Annotated in this window: 22 protein-coding genes; 9 read left to right on the top strand and 13 right to left on the bottom strand. The window is 35.8% G+C overall.

Features of this window, described 5'->3' with window-relative positions; genetic code table 11:
- Window positions 1-4: 4 nt before the first annotated feature.
- Genes ALGA_RS17820 through ALGA_RS17800 form a run of 5 tightly spaced genes read right to left on the bottom strand, consistent with a single transcriptional unit; the run spans window position 5 to window position 4,501 of the window.
- Window positions 5-1,939: a CoB--CoM heterodisulfide reductase iron-sulfur subunit A family protein gene (locus ALGA_RS17820; RefSeq protein WP_096431501.1), complete on the bottom strand. Its 1,935-nt coding sequence runs from the start codon at window positions 1,937-1,939 to the stop codon at window positions 5-7.
- Window positions 1,936-3,237, bottom strand: coding sequence for a CoB--CoM heterodisulfide reductase iron-sulfur subunit A family protein (locus ALGA_RS17815; RefSeq protein ID WP_096431499.1), 1,302 nt, complete (start codon window positions 3,235-3,237; stop codon window positions 1,936-1,938). The genes ALGA_RS17820 and ALGA_RS17815 overlap by 4 nt, the downstream gene beginning before the upstream one ends.
- A 5-nt stretch (window positions 3,238-3,242) precedes the next feature.
- Entirely contained in the window at window positions 3,243-3,650 is a 408-nt protein-coding gene (locus ALGA_RS17810; protein WP_096431497.1) for a hydrogenase iron-sulfur subunit, read from the bottom strand.
- A 2-nt stretch (window positions 3,651-3,652) separates the two neighbouring features.
- Window positions 3,653-3,901 carry a sulfurtransferase TusA family protein gene (locus tag ALGA_RS17805; RefSeq protein WP_096431495.1) on the bottom strand — a complete coding sequence of 83 codons (249 nt, stop codon included), beginning with the start codon at window positions 3,899-3,901 and terminating at the stop codon, window positions 3,653-3,655.
- Window positions 3,902-3,934: 33 nt separating this feature from the next.
- Window positions 3,935-4,501, bottom strand: a complete 567-nt coding sequence (locus ALGA_RS17800) for a DsrE/DsrF/DrsH-like family protein (protein WP_197705610.1) — start codon at window positions 4,499-4,501, stop codon at window positions 3,935-3,937.
- A gap of 421 nt (window positions 4,502-4,922) precedes the next feature.
- On the opposite strand from ALGA_RS17800, the gene ALGA_RS17795 reads away from it, so the two are divergent.
- The gene (locus ALGA_RS17795) at window positions 4,923-5,603 is read left to right on the top strand and encodes a Crp/Fnr family transcriptional regulator (RefSeq protein ID WP_096431493.1); all 681 of its coding nucleotides are present in this window, start codon (window positions 4,923-4,925) and stop codon (window positions 5,601-5,603) included.
- A gap of 172 nt (window positions 5,604-5,775) precedes the next feature.
- Window positions 5,776-6,699 carry an EamA family transporter RarD gene (gene rarD, locus ALGA_RS17790; RefSeq protein WP_096431491.1) on the top strand — a complete coding sequence of 308 codons (924 nt, stop codon included), beginning with the start codon at window positions 5,776-5,778 and terminating at the stop codon, window positions 6,697-6,699.
- A gap of 370 nt (window positions 6,700-7,069) precedes the next feature.
- On the opposite strand, the gene ALGA_RS17785 is transcribed toward rarD, so the two are convergent.
- Both ALGA_RS17785 and ALGA_RS17780 read right to left on the bottom strand, forming a co-directional pair.
- On the bottom strand, window positions 7,070-7,837 hold the full coding sequence (locus ALGA_RS17785) for a transporter (RefSeq protein WP_096431489.1): 768 nt from the start codon (window positions 7,835-7,837) through the stop codon (window positions 7,070-7,072).
- Between the two features lie 16 nt (window positions 7,838-7,853).
- Window positions 7,854-8,081, bottom strand: coding sequence for a putative signal transducing protein (locus ALGA_RS17780; RefSeq protein ID WP_096431487.1), 228 nt, complete (start codon window positions 8,079-8,081; stop codon window positions 7,854-7,856).
- A 415-nt stretch (window positions 8,082-8,496) separates the two neighbouring features.
- Here ALGA_RS17780 and ALGA_RS23015 point away from each other — a divergent pair, with 415 nt between their 5' ends.
- The 7 genes from ALGA_RS23015 to ALGA_RS17750 all read left to right on the top strand — a co-directional run bounded on the left by ALGA_RS23015 (window position 8,497) and on the right by ALGA_RS17750 (window position 13,333).
- On the top strand, window positions 8,497-8,655 hold the full coding sequence (locus ALGA_RS23015) for a hypothetical protein (protein ID WP_153244858.1): 159 nt from the start codon (window positions 8,497-8,499) through the stop codon (window positions 8,653-8,655).
- A 65-nt stretch (window positions 8,656-8,720) separates the two neighbouring features.
- Window positions 8,721-9,347, top strand: a complete 627-nt coding sequence (locus tag ALGA_RS17775) for a chloramphenicol acetyltransferase (RefSeq protein WP_096431485.1) — start codon at window positions 8,721-8,723, stop codon at window positions 9,345-9,347.
- Between the two features lie 229 nt (window positions 9,348-9,576).
- Complete coding sequence (locus ALGA_RS17770) at window positions 9,577-9,951, top strand: response regulator (protein WP_231705991.1); 375 nt, start codon at window positions 9,577-9,579, stop codon at window positions 9,949-9,951.
- Window positions 9,952-10,163: 212 nt separating this feature from the next.
- Complete coding sequence (locus ALGA_RS17765) at window positions 10,164-11,045, top strand: alpha/beta fold hydrolase (RefSeq protein WP_096431481.1); 882 nt, start codon at window positions 10,164-10,166, stop codon at window positions 11,043-11,045.
- Window positions 11,046-11,099: 54 nt separating this feature from the next.
- On the top strand, window positions 11,100-11,555 hold the full coding sequence (locus tag ALGA_RS17760) for a methionine-R-sulfoxide reductase (protein WP_096431479.1): 456 nt from the start codon (window positions 11,100-11,102) through the stop codon (window positions 11,553-11,555).
- Window positions 11,556-11,883: 328 nt separating this feature from the next.
- On the top strand, window positions 11,884-12,489 hold the full coding sequence (locus ALGA_RS17755; RefSeq protein ID WP_096431477.1) for a MarC family protein: 606 nt from the start codon (window positions 11,884-11,886) through the stop codon (window positions 12,487-12,489).
- A gap of 100 nt (window positions 12,490-12,589) precedes the next feature.
- Window positions 12,590-13,333: a sulfite exporter TauE/SafE family protein gene (locus ALGA_RS17750; protein ID WP_096431475.1), complete on the top strand. Its 744-nt coding sequence runs from the start codon at window positions 12,590-12,592 to the stop codon at window positions 13,331-13,333.
- A gap of 179 nt (window positions 13,334-13,512) precedes the next feature.
- Here the strand turns inward: ALGA_RS17750 and ALGA_RS17745 are convergent, their stop codons facing one another.
- The 6 genes from ALGA_RS17745 to ALGA_RS17720 all read right to left on the bottom strand — a co-directional run bounded on the left by ALGA_RS17745 (window position 13,513) and on the right by ALGA_RS17720 (window position 21,710).
- Entirely contained in the window at window positions 13,513-15,972 is a 2,460-nt protein-coding gene (locus ALGA_RS17745) for a TonB-dependent receptor domain-containing protein (protein WP_096431473.1), read from the bottom strand.
- 186 nt (window positions 15,973-16,158) lie between these two features.
- Window positions 16,159-17,004 carry a patatin-like phospholipase family protein gene (locus tag ALGA_RS17740; RefSeq protein WP_096431471.1) on the bottom strand — a complete coding sequence of 282 codons (846 nt, stop codon included), beginning with the start codon at window positions 17,002-17,004 and terminating at the stop codon, window positions 16,159-16,161.
- 20 nt (window positions 17,005-17,024) lie between these two features.
- Window positions 17,025-17,759, bottom strand: a complete 735-nt coding sequence (locus ALGA_RS17735) for a lysophospholipid acyltransferase family protein (RefSeq protein WP_096431469.1) — start codon at window positions 17,757-17,759, stop codon at window positions 17,025-17,027.
- 447 nt (window positions 17,760-18,206) lie between these two features.
- Window positions 18,207-18,902 (bottom strand): SIMPL domain-containing protein, encoded by a 696-nt coding sequence (locus ALGA_RS17730; RefSeq protein WP_096431467.1) that lies wholly within the window; start codon window positions 18,900-18,902, stop codon window positions 18,207-18,209.
- Window positions 18,903-19,126: 224 nt separating this feature from the next.
- On the bottom strand, window positions 19,127-19,753 hold the full coding sequence (locus ALGA_RS17725; protein ID WP_096431465.1) for a class I SAM-dependent methyltransferase: 627 nt from the start codon (window positions 19,751-19,753) through the stop codon (window positions 19,127-19,129).
- Window positions 19,754-20,294: 541 nt separating this feature from the next.
- The gene (locus tag ALGA_RS17720; protein WP_096431463.1) at window positions 20,295-21,710 is read right to left on the bottom strand and encodes a sodium:solute symporter family protein; all 1,416 of its coding nucleotides are present in this window, start codon (window positions 21,708-21,710) and stop codon (window positions 20,295-20,297) included.
- Window positions 21,711-22,003 lie beyond the last annotated feature (293 nt).

Raw genomic sequence — 22,003 nt, 5'->3', positions numbered from 1 at the left:
AATTTTAATCAGTTGATACTAAAGCGTCAATCATGCTTTCGATTTGATTGTCAGTATATCCGATCAAATCAATCGCATTAGATGGACAAACAGGCGTACACATTCCACATCCCTTACAAACAGATTTATTTACAACAGCAACCATCTTACCATTAACATCTGTTTTGGCTAATGCATTAAACGGACATGCATCATCACATTTACCACACCATTCACAATTGTTAACATCAATTTTCGCAATAGTAGGTGAAAGAGCAAGCTCTCCTGAAGCAATTAATGAAAAGGATTTAGTAGCGGCAGCTAAAGCAGAATTCACAGATTCCGTAATATTTTTAGGCCCCTGAGATGCGCCAGCTATGGTTACACCATCAATTACCGTTTCAACTGGTCGCAACTTCATATGAATTTCATTGAAGAAATTATCCCTACCCTTAGGAACCTTCAGAAGGCTGCCAATTGAATTGTCTTGTCGGGGTACCATTCCGGTTACCAAAACCACCAAATCAGCTTCCACTTCCAAAGTTTTGTCTGTAGTCAGAATATCGTTAATAGTAACAATAGTCTTGTCTCTATCCTTGGACACAACCGGTGGATGATCTTCGAATGACTGCAAATAAATATCACCCAAACGAGAAGATTCATCATATAAAACTTCTTGCTTTCCATAGGTTCTTATTCCTCGGTTAAAATGGAAATTATACAGATCTTTGTATTTCTTTTTAGCAGTAATTGCTGCATGTATTGCAGCTGTACAGCAATACCGGGAACAATATTTATTTTCCCCATTAGCCTGACGACTGCCTACGCAATAGATATAGGCAACATTTTTCACCTCTTTTCCTTTGTAAACAAGCTGATCATCGCAATAATGAACCAAACGTTTAAATTGAGGAAGTGTAACTACATTATCGATGGTTTTATAACCAAACTCATCATTTTTAGGTTCGTATGGATCAAAACCTGTTGCAAGAAGTACAGAACCAACTTTAATATTGAGAAATTCGTTCACCTGACTAAAGTCAACACTTTCACAAACTTTTTCACATTCACCACATCGGGTACAATGCTCCATGTCGATTACCGGTAGTTGTGGATACTCACCTGGAAAATTATGGTACACAGCCTTGCGTGTGGTAATATCAAAGTTAAATTTATCAGGAACAACTACAGGACAAACTTCAATGGCTTTCGCTAAATTACCCTCATTGCAATTCAATTTGAAATGACGAGGAGCAATTTTCACCTTCAGTGAGATATTTCCGACACTACCGCTGTTCTCAATAATTTCAGCTCCGGTAAATAATGTGATATTTTTGTGATTCATTGCTTTGTCGTAAAGACGGGTAATTAACTCCTTACCCGTTTCATTTGACACAAATAAATCATCCCATTGAGCAACTCTACCCCCTACAAAAAATTCACGCTCGATTAAATAAACCTGAGCTCCAGATTCGGCCAATTGAATTGCTGAACGAAGCCCTGCGATACCAGCACCAACAACAGCTACAGCATTAGTAGCTGCTACCCGAAATGGTTCGAGGGCATTAGATCTCTTCACTTTTGCAACTGCGGCTTTTACAATCTGAATTGCCTTTTCGGTTGCACCAAGCTTATCATCAGAGTGTGCCCAAGAGGCTTGCTCCCGGATATTTGCATGAATATAATTGTATTTATTCAATCCACCTCTTTCAGCAACAGCGCTAAAGGTAAGTAAGTGCAAGGTAGGAGAACATGAAGCTACAACGGCGCCATCCAATTGCTTTTCTGCAATATCTGTAACCATATCCTTCTGGTTGGAATCAGCACAAGCAAACATGGTTGTTTTGGCTAAAAAAACACTTTCGTCCTTCTCAATTTCTGCGCGAACCTTTTCTACATCCACGTAATCAGAAATATTACCTCCACAATGACATACGTAAACACCTATTTTCTTTTTCATAACGAGGCCCTCCTTAAATAACTTGTAGTTTCAGCCGAAGCTGCTCCTGCTGACAATATTGAATCAGGAATATCCATTGGACCAGTAGCAGTGCCAGCAACAAATACACCATCAATGTTGGTTTCAGCAGGACTGGCTAGAATATCATCTTGATTGATGAAACCATAATCATCCAATCGTAACGATTCACCTTGGAAGGAATCAGAAATTTCAGAATTAGACATCACGCCTACTGAAAGGACTACCATATCATGTTCGGCCTCCTTCACTTTACCTTCTTCGACATCTTCATACCTAAGAATTAAGTTTCCATTCTCCTTTTCCTTGATATCTCCTATTTTTCCTTTAATAAATTCGACTCCCATGTCTCGAGCTTGTTCATAGAATTCATTAAAACCTTTTCCAAATGCTCTAATGTGTAAGTAATATATCGTAACATCTGCCATAGGAAGTGATCCCATTAACAATTGTCCTTGCTTTATGGAATACATACAACATACTTGCGAACAAATTGGGTTTCCTACAGATTTATCACGAGATCCGGTACACAATACATAGGCGATATTATCCGGCATTTTTCCATCACCAGGTCGCAGAATTGCATTAAAAGGTCTGGTAGGTGCAAGTTGTCTTTCCATTTGCATGGAAGTAATCACATTTTTATATTTTCCGTAACCGTAACGTGGAATTTTAACTGGATCAAACAAGTTAAAACCAGTAGCCAGCACTACAGCTTTAGCTTTTACTGTGTAGTCTTTATCAGTTTGTGTAAAATCGATACATCCTGTAGGACAAACTCTTTCGCATGCTCCACAAAGGGTACAATTAATGATATCTATAGCTGCTGCACGTGGACTTGCGATACTAAATGGAATAAAAGCGGCTTTACGTCCCACTAAACCTTGTTGATATTCATCTATTACGCTAACCGGACAAGCTTGCTCACACAATTGGCAAGCCGTACAATCATCAATATTTACAAATCTTGGTTTTTGATGTACATGAGCTTCAAAATTGTGATCCCCCAATTTATCAATCTTCTTAGCTTCAGCACTAAACATGATTGTAATGTTCGGATGCCTTGATATTTCGGATACTTTTGGTGTAGTTATACAAGCCGCACAATCCAGAGTTGGGAATACCTTGCTAAGCGCAATCATTTTTCCACCCAGAGATAAGTCTTTCTCAACCACCAAAACCTTATAATTAAGATTGGCCAAATTGAGAGCTGCTTCTCCGCCAGAAATACCACCGCCTACAACAAGTACATCATATTCTAATATTTTCTTTTCCGACATTCTACTTAGTTTGAAGAATTCATTAAATACTTAGTAAAACTCTTTACATGTTTTACGAATGGTTCACTACACACAGAACAAATAGCTGCCATTTTCAAACGCGCAGGATCCATCCCTTTTTGCTTTAAAATTTCTTGTGTTGCACCTACAAGCTGGCCGGTTTTATCGACACAAGACTCACCATAAGGACAGTCGGTTCCATCAGCAGCTATAAATACACCATCAAAGCCATGTTCAAGCGCATGTAAAATCCATTTGGATTTAATTGCACTTGAACATGGTACTGTAATGGTATAGACAGTAGGCGGATAATGTAACTTCAATAAACCCGCCATATCAATAGCTGGATCAGAGATTTTCTCAGTTGAAAAAACCAGAACCTTTGGGCTTTTATTTACTTTTCCCGCTCCCATCTTTATTTTTTTAAATAAATTTTATAAAACCCAGATTCTTCAAGAGTACCTAAACATTCGAATCCTTTTTTGTTACACCATTTTGGAATATCATTTCTTGTTCCTTCATCAGCTGAAAGAATTTCCATAATTTGACCTTTATCAATAGTTCCAATTGCTTTTTTAGCAGCCAATAATGGTCCTGGGCATGAAGTTCCACGCGCATCAACACATGTGTCTGCGTTTACTGTCAATAATTCTTCTTGTGTCATGATTTTAAATTTTAATAATTAAAAAAATTCTTTTTATATAAATAACTGAGCTGAACTCTCACCCATATCACCTGCAAATGTTACAGCCCCGGCGATACGCATATTTGGATAGTCGATCAATTCCTCTTTCTTAATCCCCATCAAATCCATAGACATCTCACAGATGGTAATTTCAATACCGAGTTCACCAGCTTGCTTAAACATTTCTTCCAAAGAAAGAACGCCATGTTTTTTCATAATCGATTTTATCATTCGCGGTCCCACCCCCCCCATGTTCATGGTTGACAATTTTAAATGTTCCCAACCTTTAGGAAGCATAATTCCGAACATTTTAGAAATGAAATTCTTACCTCGAACTGATTTTTTTGGATCACGTAAGGCTGCAATTGACCAAAATGAAAAGAATAATTTAACTTCTGTATCCATTGCTGCAGCTCCGAGAGAAATAACCATAGCTGCTAAAATCTTATCAAAATCACCAGACACTACCGCTATTGATAATTGGTCTTGGTTCATGTCTTCCAGCATGGAAACCTTTGCGGTTAAGGCGTCAATTTGTTTTTGAAAATCAACAGCCTGAATTTCTGTTACTTGTTGCATTTTAGTTTTTGAATTAAATAAATAAACTTAAATCGGAGTTTTGTGAAAATGTCAGATATGAACTTTTCCTCAAAAACCATCCATACTATTACTAATAGCGCTACCAAAAACATTACGAATAGCAATCAATTTACCAACACATATATTCTTAAGGACTGTGGTTAATTTCTTAATTGCCATTTGATTTACTTTTTAATTAGTGTAGATTACAAATCTACAGAGAGGAAAAACGGTTTTTAATAATTAAGGTGTGATGTAGAGTAAATATTGATGTGATTCATATCACATTATAGAAATATTTATATATTTACATCTGATTTCATTACTGCGATTCAGTAAAAACATATAAAATCCACATATTAGACTCAAAATCAGTACATTTATTAAATAAATATTTCTTTAATCTCGATCAGGATAATTTATGAACGAAAAATCATGTAAACTTTGCAGCAACAGGTCTAGTGCTACAAATTTTTTAAACGATAAAGAACTAAAAATGCTTGAGGAAAGCTGCGTGGATGTGAAATTTCATAAAGGGGACGTTATTTTCAGGCAAAATGCTCTTTCTTCAAATATCATCTTTGTAAAAAGTGGATTAGTGAAAATACATATTACTGGCCCTGAGAGAGAACAAATTTTAAAGATTATTAAAGGACCTATTTATCTTGGAATCCCTACAACTCTTGGAGATAAAGTGAATCATTATTCTGCCACAGCATTAATGGAAACAAGAGTTTGCTTCATCAGTTTAGACTCTTTTAAAGATTTCATCGCATCAAACAGCGATTTCGCCTACGAAATAATCACAGAATTATGCAAGAATGAATTAGGGCATTTTGATCATTGTGTAAATCAAGTGCAAAAGCAAAGTCAGGGAAGAATTGCAGAATCCCTTTGCTTTTTTGCTGAAGATATATTTAACGAGCTGAATTTTTCACTACCTCTCTCCCGACAAGAATTTGGTGACTTAACTGGTAATTCAAGAGAAAGTGTTTCCCGAATACTGGCCAATTTAAATAGCGATGGTGTCATATCATTAAATGGAAAAAACATAGAAATTCTGGATATGGAACGCTTGAGAAGCATCCGCAAAAATGGATAAGCTTCTGGTTACAATTATTCCGTGGTATTGTTTTTATATTTTCCTATTACTCCATTTAATTGATTGGATCCAAGATAACTTACATCTTCTGTCACGTCTTCATTTGACAGAAAAAACCATGGGATTTTAATTACATTTGCCATTCTAAAAACCACTGTCTTTCAAGATTTATATGGAGAATACAAAAAATGCCACAATGGGATATGTATATGCCCTTCAAGCCTTTTTAACTTGGGGAATACTGCCTATATTCTGGAAACTTCTGTCAGATGTTTCTGCATTGGAAATATTGGCTCATCGTATTTTTTGGTCATTTGTTTTTCTGATAATTCTTTTGATACTGACCCGACAAAAAAATGTATGGAGTTTGCTACGACAAAAGAAAACTCGTAAAAGTCTAATTATATCATCACTGCTAATTGGTTTGAATTGGGGATTATTCATTTATGCCGTAAATACCAAGCAAATCGTTGAGGCGAGTTTAGGCTATTACATCAATCCTATTGTAAACGTAATACTTGGGATGATTGTTCTTAACGAAAAGTTGGATAAGCTAAAATACATTGCGGTATTTATAGCATCGGCAGCCGTTATTTACCTGACAATTGATTACGGGAAATTCCCTTGGATTTCAATTATTTTAGCCTGCTCTTTTGGTTTATATGGCTTAACAAAAAAGACTGCGGGAATTGAAGCGATACCCTCGCTAGCAGTTGAAACACTGATTTTGGCACCATTTGCATTGGGATATATCCTTTATAAAATGTGGATTGGTAGCGGAGCTTTATTTACCGGTAGCATATCAACCTCAATCTATTTGATGCTAACGGGAATTGTAACCAGTCTGCCTTTATATTGGTTTGCAAAAGGAGCACTACGTATTCCGCTATCAGCTTTAGGATTTATGCAATACATTGCGCCTACCCTAATGCTGTTAATTGGTGTACTGATTTATAATGAACCATTTAGACATGAACAATTTATTGCCTTTGGTTTGATATGGATTGCCTTAACTCTGTACACAACATCTATAATTCGAAATACAAGAAAAAAAATCAAAGCAGAACTGAAATCAAATCTGCAAAGGCAAAATTAATGTAAAAGCGATTCTATAAAATTAAATAGGAGCAGATTTATTCTAATGAAGCTTTCTAAAGTCTTATTGTTTCTGCTAAAAAAGGAAATGAATGTCCAAATTCAACCCACCGGAAAACTCCGTTCTTTACACATGATACAAAAAAGCATATCCCCGTATATGGAAAAATTAAATTTTAAATTGACAGTATTTTCACCATGCACGAACAAGATGACTTATTTCCCTTTTCGCAAGGACAAATACATGGTTTAAAGGCATTTAATGATTCGTAATTTTTAATTTTGCGAGCTATGAAATAAACGAAAAAAAAAAGCCTTCTCAGTGAATCTGAGCAGGCTTTTTTTCTGAATTGATGTATGCAATACCTTCTTTAAGGCATTCTAATTGATAAGCCTAAGCTAACAAAAAAATCAGGAGAAACCTTACTTAATCCTACTCCAGTTGAAAAATCGAGCTGTAAGTCCTCATTTACAGCATAGGTTAATCCAGCATCCCAACGATGATCATTTTTCCCTTCTTTAGGAAGAAAACCGTATAACTCGGCAAAAGCACCTAGCTTTTCCGATAAACTCATTCCAATAACGGCAGTGTAAATTCCAGTTGCATAATTCCCATACTCTGCACCACTCCAGGCCACTCCAAGATTTGCTCCAAAAGACATTGCATCATTTAATGAATATTCTCCAGCAACACGAAAATCAGCACCCATATATTTATTTTCAAAAGCTTTATTTCCAGATTTTGGAATCGTGAAGGTTGACATGAATGCTAATTTTGGTATACCATCGCCTTCTTCCATCAAATGAAATTTTGCACCAACAACTATTGGAGCAAATCCACTTTCATTAAAGCTAGCACCTAACAAAGAAACATCCCTACCTAAATAGGCCAATCCCAAACGAAGTTCCATTTTCTCAAATAGACCATATCGAACCAATGTTGAATTGTAAGTTGTATTGTTGATTTCAGAATTATATTTTTCAAATGAAAATCCTGATTCTATTTGCAGGCCCTTTACTGAAATCAGACTTGCAGATTCTGTTTGATCTGGACGATCAGTTACCATATCCACCTTTTCCTGAGCAGTTAACCACCCTGAGATTAGAACAGCAACAGCTATTAATGCTACTTTTTTCATGTTTTACTTCTAATATTTATCCTTTTTGTAATTCATCAATGCAAGCACGTGCCTTTTCTGCATCTTCTTCTGCAACTAATAATTCCACCGAATTAGGAACACCGCCTATTCCAACAATAGTTCCCGAACTGAAATCATCTTTCAACAATGAAGAGATTGCTAATTCATCTAGTCTTTCCTTATAATATTTAACGTCGACTAATGATCCTACAAATACGCAAGTTAATTCAGTTCCGTCTGTCATAATGAGTGTTGTTTTAATTATTTATGTTCTATATTCCGAAGATATGCAAAACTTTTCATATTCCTAATCTTGATTTATAAAAAAATATTCTTTAGATAGATACACATCCCGAAAAACAAGCTTTATCTTTTTTAAATTGGAAATAAAACCACTAACGATCTATAAGTAAACTAGTCAAATAAGATTTCCCATTCAGGATAATTGTCCTCGATTCTGTGTATATTTTATTTTTGTTTTAAATCATTCAAAAATGTATTTAGGAAAAGACACATCAGAAAACCCGAAAATAGTCCTAAAAAAGAAATAGAGTTTGTTAATTAAGAAACTGTGGTATTTGTTATCCAGCAAGAAAAATCCCCAAGCATCTTTTTATTTTTGGGGAAGATAGAACAAAGGTATTTCACACAAATAAACAATGATCAGAACTTTATGTTTGGCATATACGACAAGTGACCTTTCAGAGAAAAGCATTGAACTCAACAAAGAGATTCTTGATAACCATTTAGGCTCCAACACGCAAAGCGGTGAGCGTTTGCTTACAGAGGCCGTATCCGACGAAATGATAAAAAGTTGAAAATAATGAACTTCAAATTATTGATTATCAAGATATCATATCATGCAATTTAAAAGTTTTTTAAAATGATAGAAATTAATATTGACAATTGGGAGCGCAAAGCTCAGTATAATTTTTTCAAAGATTTTGATGATCCATTTATGGGCACAACATCCAATATTGAATGCTCGCAGATGTATATGAAAGCTAAAGAATCTAATGAATCGTTTTTCATTCATTACATGCACAAAGCATTACAGGTTATTAATGAAATACCCGAATTTAGATTGAGAATACTAGGCGAAAAAGTTGTTCAATATCCAATTATCAATGGAACAACAACGGTTTTCAAACACGATAAAACATTTAATTTCTGTTATTTTAAATACATCAAGAACTTTAACGATTTTTATATTCAGACTACGAACGCCATCGAATTAGCACAAAAAAATGAATTATTAGTTTCCAAACCAATGCAGGATCTTATCCATGTCTCGGTTATTCCGTGGCGCAGTTTTACCTCTATTAAGCACCCTCGAATATTTAAAGATTCCGACTCAATACCTAAATTAGTATTTGGGAAAGTATTTAAAACTGAAGAGAAGTATTTTATGCCAGTTAGTGTTGATGCCCATCATGCATTAATGGATGGGTATCATGTTAGTGAATTCTTTAATAAATTTGAAGTGTTATTGTCAGAAAAACAATACTGAAACATTTAAGAATAGAGAAAAATATTACTCTCCAAATTTTCGCAACAAAAAGTAATGATTAAAAGTAAATTATTTACCGCACAAATAGAACCCCATTTAAAGCGCTGTACTTCAACGAACAATAAACAACAAAGGTAAATAAAGCTCCTTTTTTTTGTTCCTAAAATTAAAATTGATTTCGATTGTTCAAAAAGATACTTTACATTTGATGGAACAAATGATTATTGATATGAATAACATACAAAACAAACTTATACTGGTAGTTGAAGATGAAGAATTCAACAGAATCTATTTTGAAGAGTTACTAAATCAGATTCACTGTAATGTTTTAGTTGCTAACAATGGCCTTGAAGCCATCGATATTTGCCAGAAAAACGATAAGATTGACTTGGTACTTATGGATATCAAAATGCCTCTAATGGATGGATATCAGGCGACAAAAGAAATTAAAAAGATCAGACCCAACTTGCCAATTATAGCTCAAACGGCATTCGCCCTGCTTGGCGATAAAAATAAATCATTGGAAAATGGCTGTGATGATTACATCGCTAAACCCGTTAAAAAAGATGTTCTTATCCAACTAATTAGAAAACACTTAGCTTAACAATTCCAGCTTTTTTCTATTTCTTTCCTTTCATCTCATGAAAGGAATATTGTTGTATCTCCCAGTTTCGCTCGCCTATTGTTCAAAATCACATTCCATCCTGTTAATAAACCATCACCTTATAAATTAAGGTTTTATAACATTTCAGCTCTTGCATTTCAGACTAAAAAGTGTTTTATTACACCTTAGTCAAATTTTTAAAGGACAGGAAGATGAGGAGAAGGATTAGAAGGGTGTTGTTTATTTCAGGATTTGCCATTTTACTGGTTATCGGAATTGTAAGTGTATTATTTCAATTATTTAGAGCAGAATTCGACCATCAAAAAATAATGAGTGAATTTCATGCTCAAAATATTTTTCCGATCAGCGAAATGATTACTTACGAGGATGATCAGATTCATACTAGTTACGTTGGCGATTTATCAAAGCCCAAAGTTTTATTAATTCACGGATCTCCTGGTTATTGGTTCGATTTTAAGAATATTTTTGCAGATAAAACACTGCAAGAAGACTATTGCATTATTTCCTATGATCGACCTGGTTATGGGCAAACTACCGTTCCTGTAAAAAAACGTCTTCATGATCAGGCTAAAGTAGCAGCTACAGTTCTAAACCATTATGGAGAACCAGGTGAGAAATTTATAGTACTGGGCCATTCTTATGGTGGAGCCGTTTTGGAACAAACAATTCTCGATTATCCTGCCAAAATATCACATGCAATATATGTAGCTCCCTGTTTATCTCCCGAATTTCAAAAAGCAAAATGGTATAATCTCATGGTATCAGGAGGATTAGCAAATGGTGTATTACCCAATGAATTGCTAAACAGCAATAAAGAAATGATGGCTTTAGAAGAGGATTTGGGAAATAATGAAACAAGATTACACGAAATTCATATCCCCACAAGTTATATACAAGGCAAAGAGGATATATTGGTTCCTTATCAAACTCAAGCATACTATCTGCAGTTTCACAAGAACGTAAATCATATACTTCTCGATGATTTGAATCATTTTGTTCCATGGTCAGCTCCTGAACTAATTGTTGAGGCAATTAAAAATGCGAATTCATCTACTTATTACAGTAAATTTTGAACTAATCAGTTTTTCACTTATCTTTAGAATCATTCAAAATAAGGAGGACGCATTATGAAGAGATATATCATTTTAATTGGACTTATCCTTTTTGTAAGTAACAACCTATTAGCACAAAAAGCAATGACAAAAGATAAATACAACGTACTTACGCCAGACGAAAAGAGAGTAATTATTGAAAAAGGAACTGAATACCCTGGTACTGGCGAACATTTAAACAACAAAACCAAAGGTGTTTATACCTGCAAGCAATGCAATGCCGAGCTTTATCGATCGGACAGTAAGTTTGAATCGAATTGTGGCTGGCCTAGTTTCGATGATGAGATTGACGGCGCTGTGAAACACATTACTGATGCAGATGGCAGACGAACAGAAATTGTTTGCGCCAATTGCAATGGACACCTTGGCCATGCATTTACAGGAGAGGGATTTACTCAAAAAAACACTCGCCATTGTGTCAATAGCATCTCCCTAAATTTCACCCCAACAGAGGAGATTAAAAAGAAATAAAGAAACATACAATTGTATAAAAAAGACTTACTTGAGGTAAGTCTTTTTTGCATAAACAACGAATACTTTCCCATCCTTTAAATATTTCAGCTAAGATTATTGGCTATTTCAAAAAAAGATATATCTTCGCCAAAGTTTAAAATTTAAACACAATTGTTGCATTATTGTTTTATTTTAAACATGTATGTCTGTTTCGTATTTATTTTTCACAATAGTAACTTGCTGAATTAAGAAGATCGAAAGATTGAACTTACTCATTCAATTAAAAAATGGGTAAGTTTATCGAAGCTGATTACAAGTCTATTTACAAGTCCAAAATTATATTGTTATGAATTTCAATTTTCTTGAGATTATCACTTCCTCAATGGTATTATTTGCAGTAATCGATATTATTGGATCTATTCCAATCATTGTGGATTTACAAAAAAAAGGAGGTAAAATTGAAGCTCTAAAAGCAACTCTTGTTGCACTTGGTGTTCTAATTGCCTTTACTTTTTTAGGTCAAAAACTTCTAGGACTATTCGGAGTTGACATCTCAAGTTTTGCAATTGCCGGTTCGTTTATTCTGTTTATAATGGGTGTGGAAATGGCTTTAGGAATCGAAATTATTAAATATGACGGCCCTAGTGGAGTTTCAATTGTTCCTATTGCGTTCCCATTAGTTGCCGGAGCAGGATCATTTACAACAGTTCTTGCATTGCGTGCCGAATATGCAATGGAAAACCTTATTGCTGCCATTATATTAAATATGATATTTGTTTACATCGTACTTCGATCAACTGATCTCGTTGAGCGCGTTATTGGCGAAGGAGGAATTCATATCCTACGTAAAGTGTTTGGAATTATACTTCTAGCCATTTCAGTAAAGCTGTTCATGACTAACGTAGCCATACAAATTCATACTTTATTCCCTTTCCTTAAGGAAGCTTTATAACATTTATCAGAAAGGGATTTTAAGCATATTTAACGCAGAATATATAGGTGAATCCACTAACTTTGTATCATTCAAGTACAAATTATTAATTGGGCTTACAATGCATGACATTACCATAATTCAAATCGTTCTTTGCAGCATAGTTATTCTTTCGGCAGCATTTATAAAAGGGATGACAGGTTTTGGATTTGCATTACTTGCAATCCCTTTTCTTTCTTTTATTTTTCCAATGCAGGTATTGGTTCCTGCTATGAGTTTATTCAATTTAATTACCAGTTTGGTGATCTTATTTAAACTTCGGGAGAAAATAAAAGCCTACTATTTCATTCCCATGTTTATTGCCAGTTTGGGAGGAATTCCATTGGGTATTTATGCGCTCGAATATGTTAGCAGCGATACCTTGCGACTAATTACGGGTATTCTCATTATCCTTTTTTCGATTCAAATGTTAGGCAAAGTAAAATTGGCCAAACGCTTTTTAAATTTCCCGATTGTATTTGCCGGATTTATTAGTGGAATTCTCGGCAGCGCCATATCTGTTGGGGGTCCTCCTCTGGTAATTGCGATGAATCGTAAAGGCTATTCAAAAGAAAGGTTTCGAGGCGTATTTGCCTGGTTCAGTACTTTTTCCTCCTTTTTTACCACTGTCGCCTTTTTAATGAAAGGCATGATAGAAATGGAATCTGTTAATCTTGCTCTTTTCTGTCTTCCAATTCTATTTTTTGGTTCCCATTTCGGATCAAAATTTTCCGGGAGAATAGAACCTGAAAAATTCAGGAAAATAGTGATTGGAATTAATATCATCACCGGTTCTATCATTATTATCACCGCATTTATTAACTAATACCGATTGGTGTTTCATATGAGCCATAAATTCGCAAGCTCATCTACAGCTCAACTCAACATTCATCGGCATTATACTATTTAGCTTTATAGCTCAAACTATAGTCAAGTTGGTATAAAAGACCTAAAAAAAGGATGTCCAAAATGAACATCCCTTTAAAAAATAGGTTTGTAATTGTTTTACATTTCAAATTCTTCTACATCTACTCCGCCTTCTGATCCTCTTTCGCGCTTCGTTTTATAGTTGTTAATTTTAAAGCTTAACTTCAAATTAAATGTTGGCGAATTGTGATCAAACTGGCTAAAGTTGTAAAAGGTATCCCCTTCATATAAAGTTTCATGTTTTGCGGTACCAAAAATATCACGAACTTGGAAAGTTGCAGATAGTTTACGTTTCATGAAATCGCGTTTTACAGCTGCCGAAGTTGTAAAAAACCCCTTGCGCTTTCCCTGTGCCCAATTTGTATCGGAATTATAATTAGCCGTAAACTGAAGTCGCGTTGCTGGATCCAATATAAAGGTCGAATTATTCCGTAAGCTCCAATTGTAACTTTCAGTTGAGAAATCCTGATAAGTATCCTCATTGGCCGAATTTGTTATGGTAAAATCACCTTCTTCCTTGTAATGATAAAAATTACCAATTAAGTCGTTCTTTAACCATGTAGAAAAAGATAAATTGAATGTTGCTTCGATACCCAAAGAATAATCGTTCCCAACATTTACATTGGTACTCTTCATTACATTGCCTTGCTCTTCCCAAGGATATCTAACCCGCTCAATTTTATTGTGAGTAACTTTATAGTAAGTCTCGAAAGAAATAGCCTGATCACCAAATCGTTTCATATAACCCAACTCGTAAGAATCAATATATTCCGGATCTAAATCGGGATTCCCCTGACGAACATTGTATGCATCGGTCCATGTCACAAATGGTTCTAAATAATAGCCACGGGGACGCTGAATTCGTCTGGTATAGCTACCCATTACCTGATTGTCAGAGCCCAAATCCATCTGTGTATGAATGGTTGGAAAGAAATCCCAACGCTTGATAGTAAAAGTTTCTAACTCATCCTTAAAATCGATCTCCCGACTGGTATATTCAGATCTAAAACCAAGCTGGTAGCCAAACTTTCCAATTTTAGAAGCATAAGTTGTATACAAGCCATGCACCTGTCGATCGTAAGTTACATCGTGACTATATAACGGCTGAGGCTTGTATCCGCTTCCCACAACATAATCTTCTTGTTCTGTATCCGCTTCGCTGGATCTAATTTGTCCCTGATAACCAAACTCAAATTTGGCATCTTCTCCTAATGGCAATGTATAATCGGAACGGATCTCCCATCGGGTTCCAGGACCATCTTCTGTCGCAATTTGACCTGATACTTGACCATTACTATCAAATAATTCGTTTGTAGAGCTTTCGTCACCACTGCCACGATGTGAGTAACTTACCTGTGAAGCCCACTGATGACCTTTGCCAGTAAATTTTCGTACGTAGGTGAAATTAGAATTCACAAAGGTCATTTCCTTCTTCCAAAGATCCCTACTATCATAGGAGGTTATTACCGGACTAGAACTATTCGATTCCTGATAATCCAAAACCGAACCTCGTTCCATGTCTCTAGTCCCGTATCGAAAGCCAAACGAAATTGAATTTTTATCATTCACATCAAAGTCGAAACCTGTTCGAATTCCATAACCGGAACGTTTCATTTTAGATTCTCCATCAGATAAAACAGAACTGGTAACATCATTGAACATGGTTCTATTTTCTGTTTTACTTGTTCCTTCATACTGACGGTTGCTGTAATCCAAACCAAAATTCCAATTCCACTTCTTTTTTCGGTAATTAATTAAAATGTCACCGCTACGATTGTCCTGACTTCCTACCGATAAATTAGCAACGCCATTCAATCCGTTCTCTGTATTCTTTTTGGTGATAATATTGATAATTCCAGCCGTTCCTTCCGGATCGTATTTTGCCGAAGGGTTTGTGATTATTTCAATGTTCTCAATCACACTGGCAGGCATTTGCTGCAAAATGTCAGCCGCATCTAAAATAGAAGGTTTTCCATCCACCAAAACTGTAAAATTTGAATTTCCGCGAAGACTCACATTCCCTTCAATATCCACACTTACAGATGGCACATTTTCCAAAACATCAACGGCAGTTCCACTGGCTGCAGTAATTTGCCTGCTAACAGGGATTACTTTTTTATCAATTTGATATTGTACAGGCACACGTTCCGAAGTTACAACGACTTCATTTAATGCTTCGCTTGATTGTCGAAGACTCACGATCTTTAAATCTGCCAATTTTCGATCTTGATTAATCGGGATATTTCGAACGATTGCTTTGTTGTAACCAATAAATGAGATCTCTACAAAGTATTTTCCTGGCTTTAGCTTTGTGAGCTCAAAAACACCTTTTTCATTGGTAATGGTTCCGTCAATAAGACTTGAGTCGGCCATAGTGTATACCGAAACAGTTGCATATTCAACGGGAATATCCATAGCATTGTCCATTACAATACCTTTTATTACGCCACCTTTCATTACCGGATTTACAATCGGTTCCTCTGCCTTTGCTGCGAATATTACAAAGCTTAAGCAGATCAGAAGAATTAATCTATTCATTGAGGTTAATTATGAGTTTTTAAAATTGTCCTAACAAATTTACTACTCAAAACCCAGAAACGTTCACAAAAATCGGATTTTAGATTTTCGTTAACATTTGAGCGATCAGTATATAAATTAGCAAGATTTTCATTACTCTTTATAGACAGTAAAAAAGGCAAAAGGTTTAATGGGGAAGTCTATTTTTTAAAGATTCCATTTTTCAATGGCAATTTTTCCTATTTTTCGTCCCAATTCATAGTCATCAACAAGAATATTGTAATCTTGAGTAAATCGTTTGGTCTTGAAGTTTTCCGGAGGACAAATATCTACTATTTGAAGATTTTGAGGAGGGTTTTGAATAAAATCAATGGATGAATTGTAATTATAAGGTCGATTTTGCAGAGCCTTCACCAATCCTGGGTGCTTTCGAAAGAGCAAACGTCCCAATTTTGATTCCATCCCTTTTTTCATCCGAAAAGAATTTGGACGGGAACGAATCACCATAATTTTGGAAGCACCTATTTCCACCGCTCTTTGAATGGGAATTGGAGCCGAAACGCCACCATCAGATACAATCTGATTGTCTATTTCCAGAAAATTGCGGTAAAAAAGAGGAACTGTACAGCTTGCTTTCATTACATGACTGATATTCTCTGCGTCAGGCTTGATAAAAACAGAACGACCATCGGAATTCATAGTGACTCCAATTTCAAAATCAGCATTGCTTGCAAACAAGGCATCCATATCAATAGGTAATTCGCGGGAGGTAATATCCCACGACCAATCTAAATCCATTAAATGGCCACCTCTCAAAAACTTCATCCAACTGATATATTCAGGTCTCAATGAATAATCGGTAAACATCTTAAAGTTTCTCCTTTTCTGCTTCGAAAGATAAGCCGATGCATTTATGGCTCCGGCAGAAACTCCTATTACCGTATGAAAAGGATTAAATTCTTCCTCGATGAACTGATCTAAAACGCCGGCAGCAAAAATGCCCCGCATGGCACCACCTTCAACGACCAATGCCGTTTTGTTAATTTCATTCATTATTGAGGTATCCTAATTCGTTATTGGTTCAATTCTTTTTTAATTAAAGCTTCAACCATCTGGGTTAGCTCTATGGCAGTGTAATTGGCTGGTTCAATTGGGTCTAAAACCTTATACTTCACCTTTGCTCCCAAACACAATGGGAACATTCCTTTTTCTTCAAGTTTATAGTTGCCATCAATTACAAAAGGAACTAGTAATGCATTTGGCGCAGCTTTAAGTAATGCTTCTATCCCACCCGCTTTAAACTCCTTTACAATTCCGGTTTTGCTTCTTGTCCCTTCCGGAAAGATACTGGCAGCATAGTTGTTTCTAGCAATCAATTCGCCCAGCTTATATATTTCGGGTATTGCCTGAGCTCTGTTCTTTCTATCGATTAAAGCCGCCCCCGAATGACGAAGATTATAAGACACACTCGGAATGTTTTTAGACAATTCCTTTTTTGAAATGAACTTGGGGTGGTGTTTTCTGAAAATCCAGACAATGGAAGGAATATCGTATACTCCCTGATGGTTGGAAATGATAATTAAAGGTCGGTCAGTCGGCAAGTTTGTTTTTGGTAAAGAAGCAATGCGAACGCCTAAGAATACAACCACACGCATTAAAAAAAAGTTTAAAATATCTACCGAATTCTTATGAGCCTGATAACCAAACAACTTGTGACAGATTACCTGTATTGGATGAAAAATAACCAGCAAAAGCAAAAATAGGATGTAAAATATAGAACTGAGAATATAAGATAAGATCTTGATCATTTATTTTTTTGATTTTGAATTTCACCACAAAAGAACAAAAAAAACATTTATCGATAAGGGGTTGCGGAAAAAAAGTTTGCCCACAAAGGACAAACAAAAAAAAGTTTAACCACTAAGGACACATAAGGAAATCACAAAGACACACAAAGGAAAAAGCTCTTTGTGGTTACTCACTTTATCCACAACCAAAAAAAACTAACCACTAAGGTCACATAAGGAAATCACAAAGACACACAAAGGAAAACACTCTTCGTGCGCTTTGTGCTTACTCACCTTTATTCCAAACAAAAAAAACGAACCACTAAGGACAAACAAAGGAAAAGAAGACAGATACTTTGCGATACTTTGTGCAGTACTTCGTGCACTTTGTGGTTAAATCTATTATTTAAACAGGCAAAAAAAAGATCTCTAGCTGATAGAGATCTTCGTGTTTATTGCTGGTTAATTCTATTCCAAGGCAAAGCTGATCATCACAGAATACTCTAATATAATCTTCTGAAAATCAAGCTCAGGCATTGCCATATTCGATTGATAGCTTTCGCTTTTTGTTCTCATCATCGTATTTACCATTTGTCCACGATACGGTGCTGAAATCTCATTAATATAAATGGCTTTTCCGATTTTCTGACCAATCGCCTCAGCTAAAGCCGCGGCTTTTTCTTTCGCAGCTACAACAGCATTTATTTTAACCTGCTTGCGAAACTTTTCAATTTCAGAATGATCCACTCTCAAAATGCTGATGTTCGATATTTTGATCCTATCCAATTCGACAAAAACCTTTCCCAGTGTTTTAGAATCATGCACCAATAGCTGAAAATCTTTCGATTTCTTCATATCTGCACGTTTAATAAAATGATCCTGTAAAGTACTTGCAAAATCGGATACAGAAAGTTGCTTCTCCAAATTGATGCCGGCCTTTTTTAAAGCCACGAACATTTGCTTTTCCAATACCTCAACGCTTTCCTTGTTCTTGGTGTCCTCCTCATCCAAATGAATCTTTAAGTAGATCTCATCGGGTACAATCTCTAACTCAGCCAATCCTTTTACTTCGATGTAATTTTGATCGATAAAGTTTTTTTGCGCTTGCGCCATGGCACTCCAAGCTAGGAAAACAGCCAATAGTAGTATTACATTTCTTTTCATATGATTATAATTTGTTTTTTAGTTGCCATATGGAACTTACCATGCTGGAATAATCATCCTCCTGTGTGTCAAAATCACTTTGGCATGGACGTTTCATATGTTTATAGTTTTTCGTGTGTGAGTTTCTAATAATTTACGAAGATTTAGTAAACAAATACCGTGCTAAACAATATTCTTTGTTCACACAAGATGGGTTGAATGCAATTTGGTTGCGTCGAATTTTATTAAACATGTAATTTCCGGAAACTACAAAACACAAAGTTTTGAACCACGCCCGAAGGTGTTTTGTGATCGACCGTGATGCATTTTATTTTGGAAAAGAAATTAGTCAACAAATCGTTCATTGAGGTTTCTGAATATTGTTTGATTTCTATTCCACTGCATTTTTGCGGCCCCTGTTCCGAAAAAGTTCCAATGACCAGTACACCCTCGGGCTTGATGTTTTTCTGAGCTGTGTCCAGATAATTCGAAATCTCCTGTTCGCCAGTTAAAAAGTGAAAGGCCGCACGGTCGTGCCAAAAGTCATATTTCTCGCTTGGCTTAAAGGTGGCTGCATCTGCAACAATCCAGCTTACCTTTTTGGCTCTTTCGCCAAGTCGCTGCTTTGCTTTCTCAATTGCGGCTTCAGAAATATCCAGAACTGAGATGTTCTGATAACCCAGATCCAATAAATGATCAACAAGCAGACTATCGCCACCGCCAACATCGATAATTTTTGCTGACGGAGCTACATTAAATTGTTTGAAAAAATCAAGAGACGTTTCCGGTGATGACTGAAACCAACTTACGTCTTTCGACTCTTTCGATTGGTAAATAGTCTCCCAATGTTTTTTGCGATCAAAATTATTCATTCTCACTTTATTTATTGCCCTGTTTATTGCGCTTGACTAAAAGGCTTGAGCAATATTAATTATTCTGATTGCAATACCAATAGATTAGTAGCCAAACCAGCCATTACTTATACAAAGTATTACAGCCCTTTATTTTTTATCATATTTCAAGAACCAATCATATAACTCCTGTTTTGGATACGCAAACCAATGAATACCATGCCCTCCATCTGGTACAAGTGTAAATTTTAAATTCTTAATTCAATTATTCGCTTGTAAATTATTGTATCCGAATAAGAAATTGCCTGATGCAAATAAAACGTATCTATCTGCTGCGCTTTTACTTCACAGAGCAGTACCAATAGAATTAGTAACGCAACAAATTTCTTCATTTAAATGGCTTAAGGATAGCCCAATTTACCGCAGGCACTTTAGCTAATTTACACCTTATTTTCTTTTTATTTTCGTCAATTACTAGCAGACAAGAACCTGCTACTTATAAACTCTGATTTAATTATCTCTGAATAGAAGCAAATTACTTCAGAGTGAATGTTCTTATATTTTATCGCTTATGCAAGGATTGGATACTTGTAAAAACGATTGCCGATAATGTAATCCCAAAGAAATTCGCATCTAAACCAAAAGGCAATGCTAGTTCGGTTAAAATAAGGGCTAAGGTAGTTCCACCTCCCAAAAGCATAGCATACATTGCGGCCTTTGCAGATGGGTTTTTCAAAAACATAAAACCCAAAACAGGAACAAATAGACCCGAAACCATAAAGGCATAAGAGTATAACATCAAATCGAGTACATTTTGCATTTTGGTAGCCAGAAAAATGGCCAGTATTCCAATGACTAATGTTGCTAATTGCGAATAACGAATACCCTTGGTGTTATCTTTTGAAAGCCTTAATATATCTGTTGTAAAATTACCTGATGCTGCCATTAAACAACTATCGGCCGTTGACATTATTGCCGAAAAATAGGATGACATTAGCAGTCCCATCAAGCCAACGGGAAAAATATGCGTTAGGAGTAAAGGCAAGCCAATTTCTGGATCGATAGCACTTCCGGGAGCATATCCAAATTCAGTAAACATGCCTTGTTCAAAGGCAACCCGACCCAATAATCCGAGAGTAATTCCCATAAATGCCATTACAGGCCATTCGAACAAGCCAGCTATAAACCAAGCCTTTTTTGCTGTTTTCTCATCTTTTGAAGCATAGATTCTTTGGTACAGAGTCATGCCAACAAACCAAATAGGAACAATTGTAATAAACCAGTTAATAAATTGAACAAAGCCAACATTGGTGAGGCTTTGAAAGTTAGCCGGCAAATAAATCCGAAGTGCTTCCCACCCTCCAACTTTTATAAATCCTAAAGGAATACCAATTAGTATTAAACCAACCATGAGTATGATCCATTGAATTGTATCGGTGAAAATAACGGCCTTAAGCCCACCAAGCACAGTATAACCAATAACCACAACTCCCATTAACAATACGGCATCGACAATGGTTATTGAAGGAAAAGTTGCCGCAGCTAGTTTAGCTCCTGCCAATACCTGAGAACTGGTAAATCCTATATAACCAATCAGAGAGATAATGCCGGCTATAATGGCTACTTTCCGATCGTAGAAATGATTCAGGACTTCAGGAAAACTCAAGAAATTGTGTTTTTTTGCCAGAGGATATATAATGGGAATCAGAAAAATAGCACTGATCCATGCCCCGATTATGCCTGTAAACAGCATCCAACTGCCCGAAAGACCAATTAAAAAGCCCAAACCACCTAATCCTATCGAAAATCCACCACCAACATCTGTAGCAACAACAGATAAGCCTATATGAAAGGAAGTCATTTCCCGGCCACCCACATAATAGTCTTCCTGCGATTTATTGCGTTTCATAAAATAGATGCCAACACCTAGCATGCCCAGCATATAGATTATAAATATTGAAATGTCGATAATGTGCATAATTTGATTGTTTGTTAAAGAAATAAATTTCGCAGCCTACAAAATCATTTTTTGGGGATGAAACTCTTTATTTAAAAAATGGAAACTAAGGTCAGTCTGGCTAAAAACTATTAAAATACTCTATTGAATTTTAAAGATAGCTACTTTAAAGGAACATCAAAATTGAATGTACAATTGATACGCTCAAAAAACAGATCCTTAAGAGTCGAAGCGATCAAGTGTTTATGAAGCTTACATCTTGTTTTTAAAATATCAGGGAGCTGAGAAAGGCTTGATTTTGTAAGCCACAGGTA

The organism is Labilibaculum antarcticum, from assembly GCF_002356295.1.
In the GTDB taxonomy this organism is placed as follows: Bacteria; Bacteroidota; Bacteroidia; order Bacteroidales; family Marinifilaceae; genus Labilibaculum; species Labilibaculum antarcticum.
This window is presented reverse-complemented; position numbering and strand designations above follow the sequence as displayed.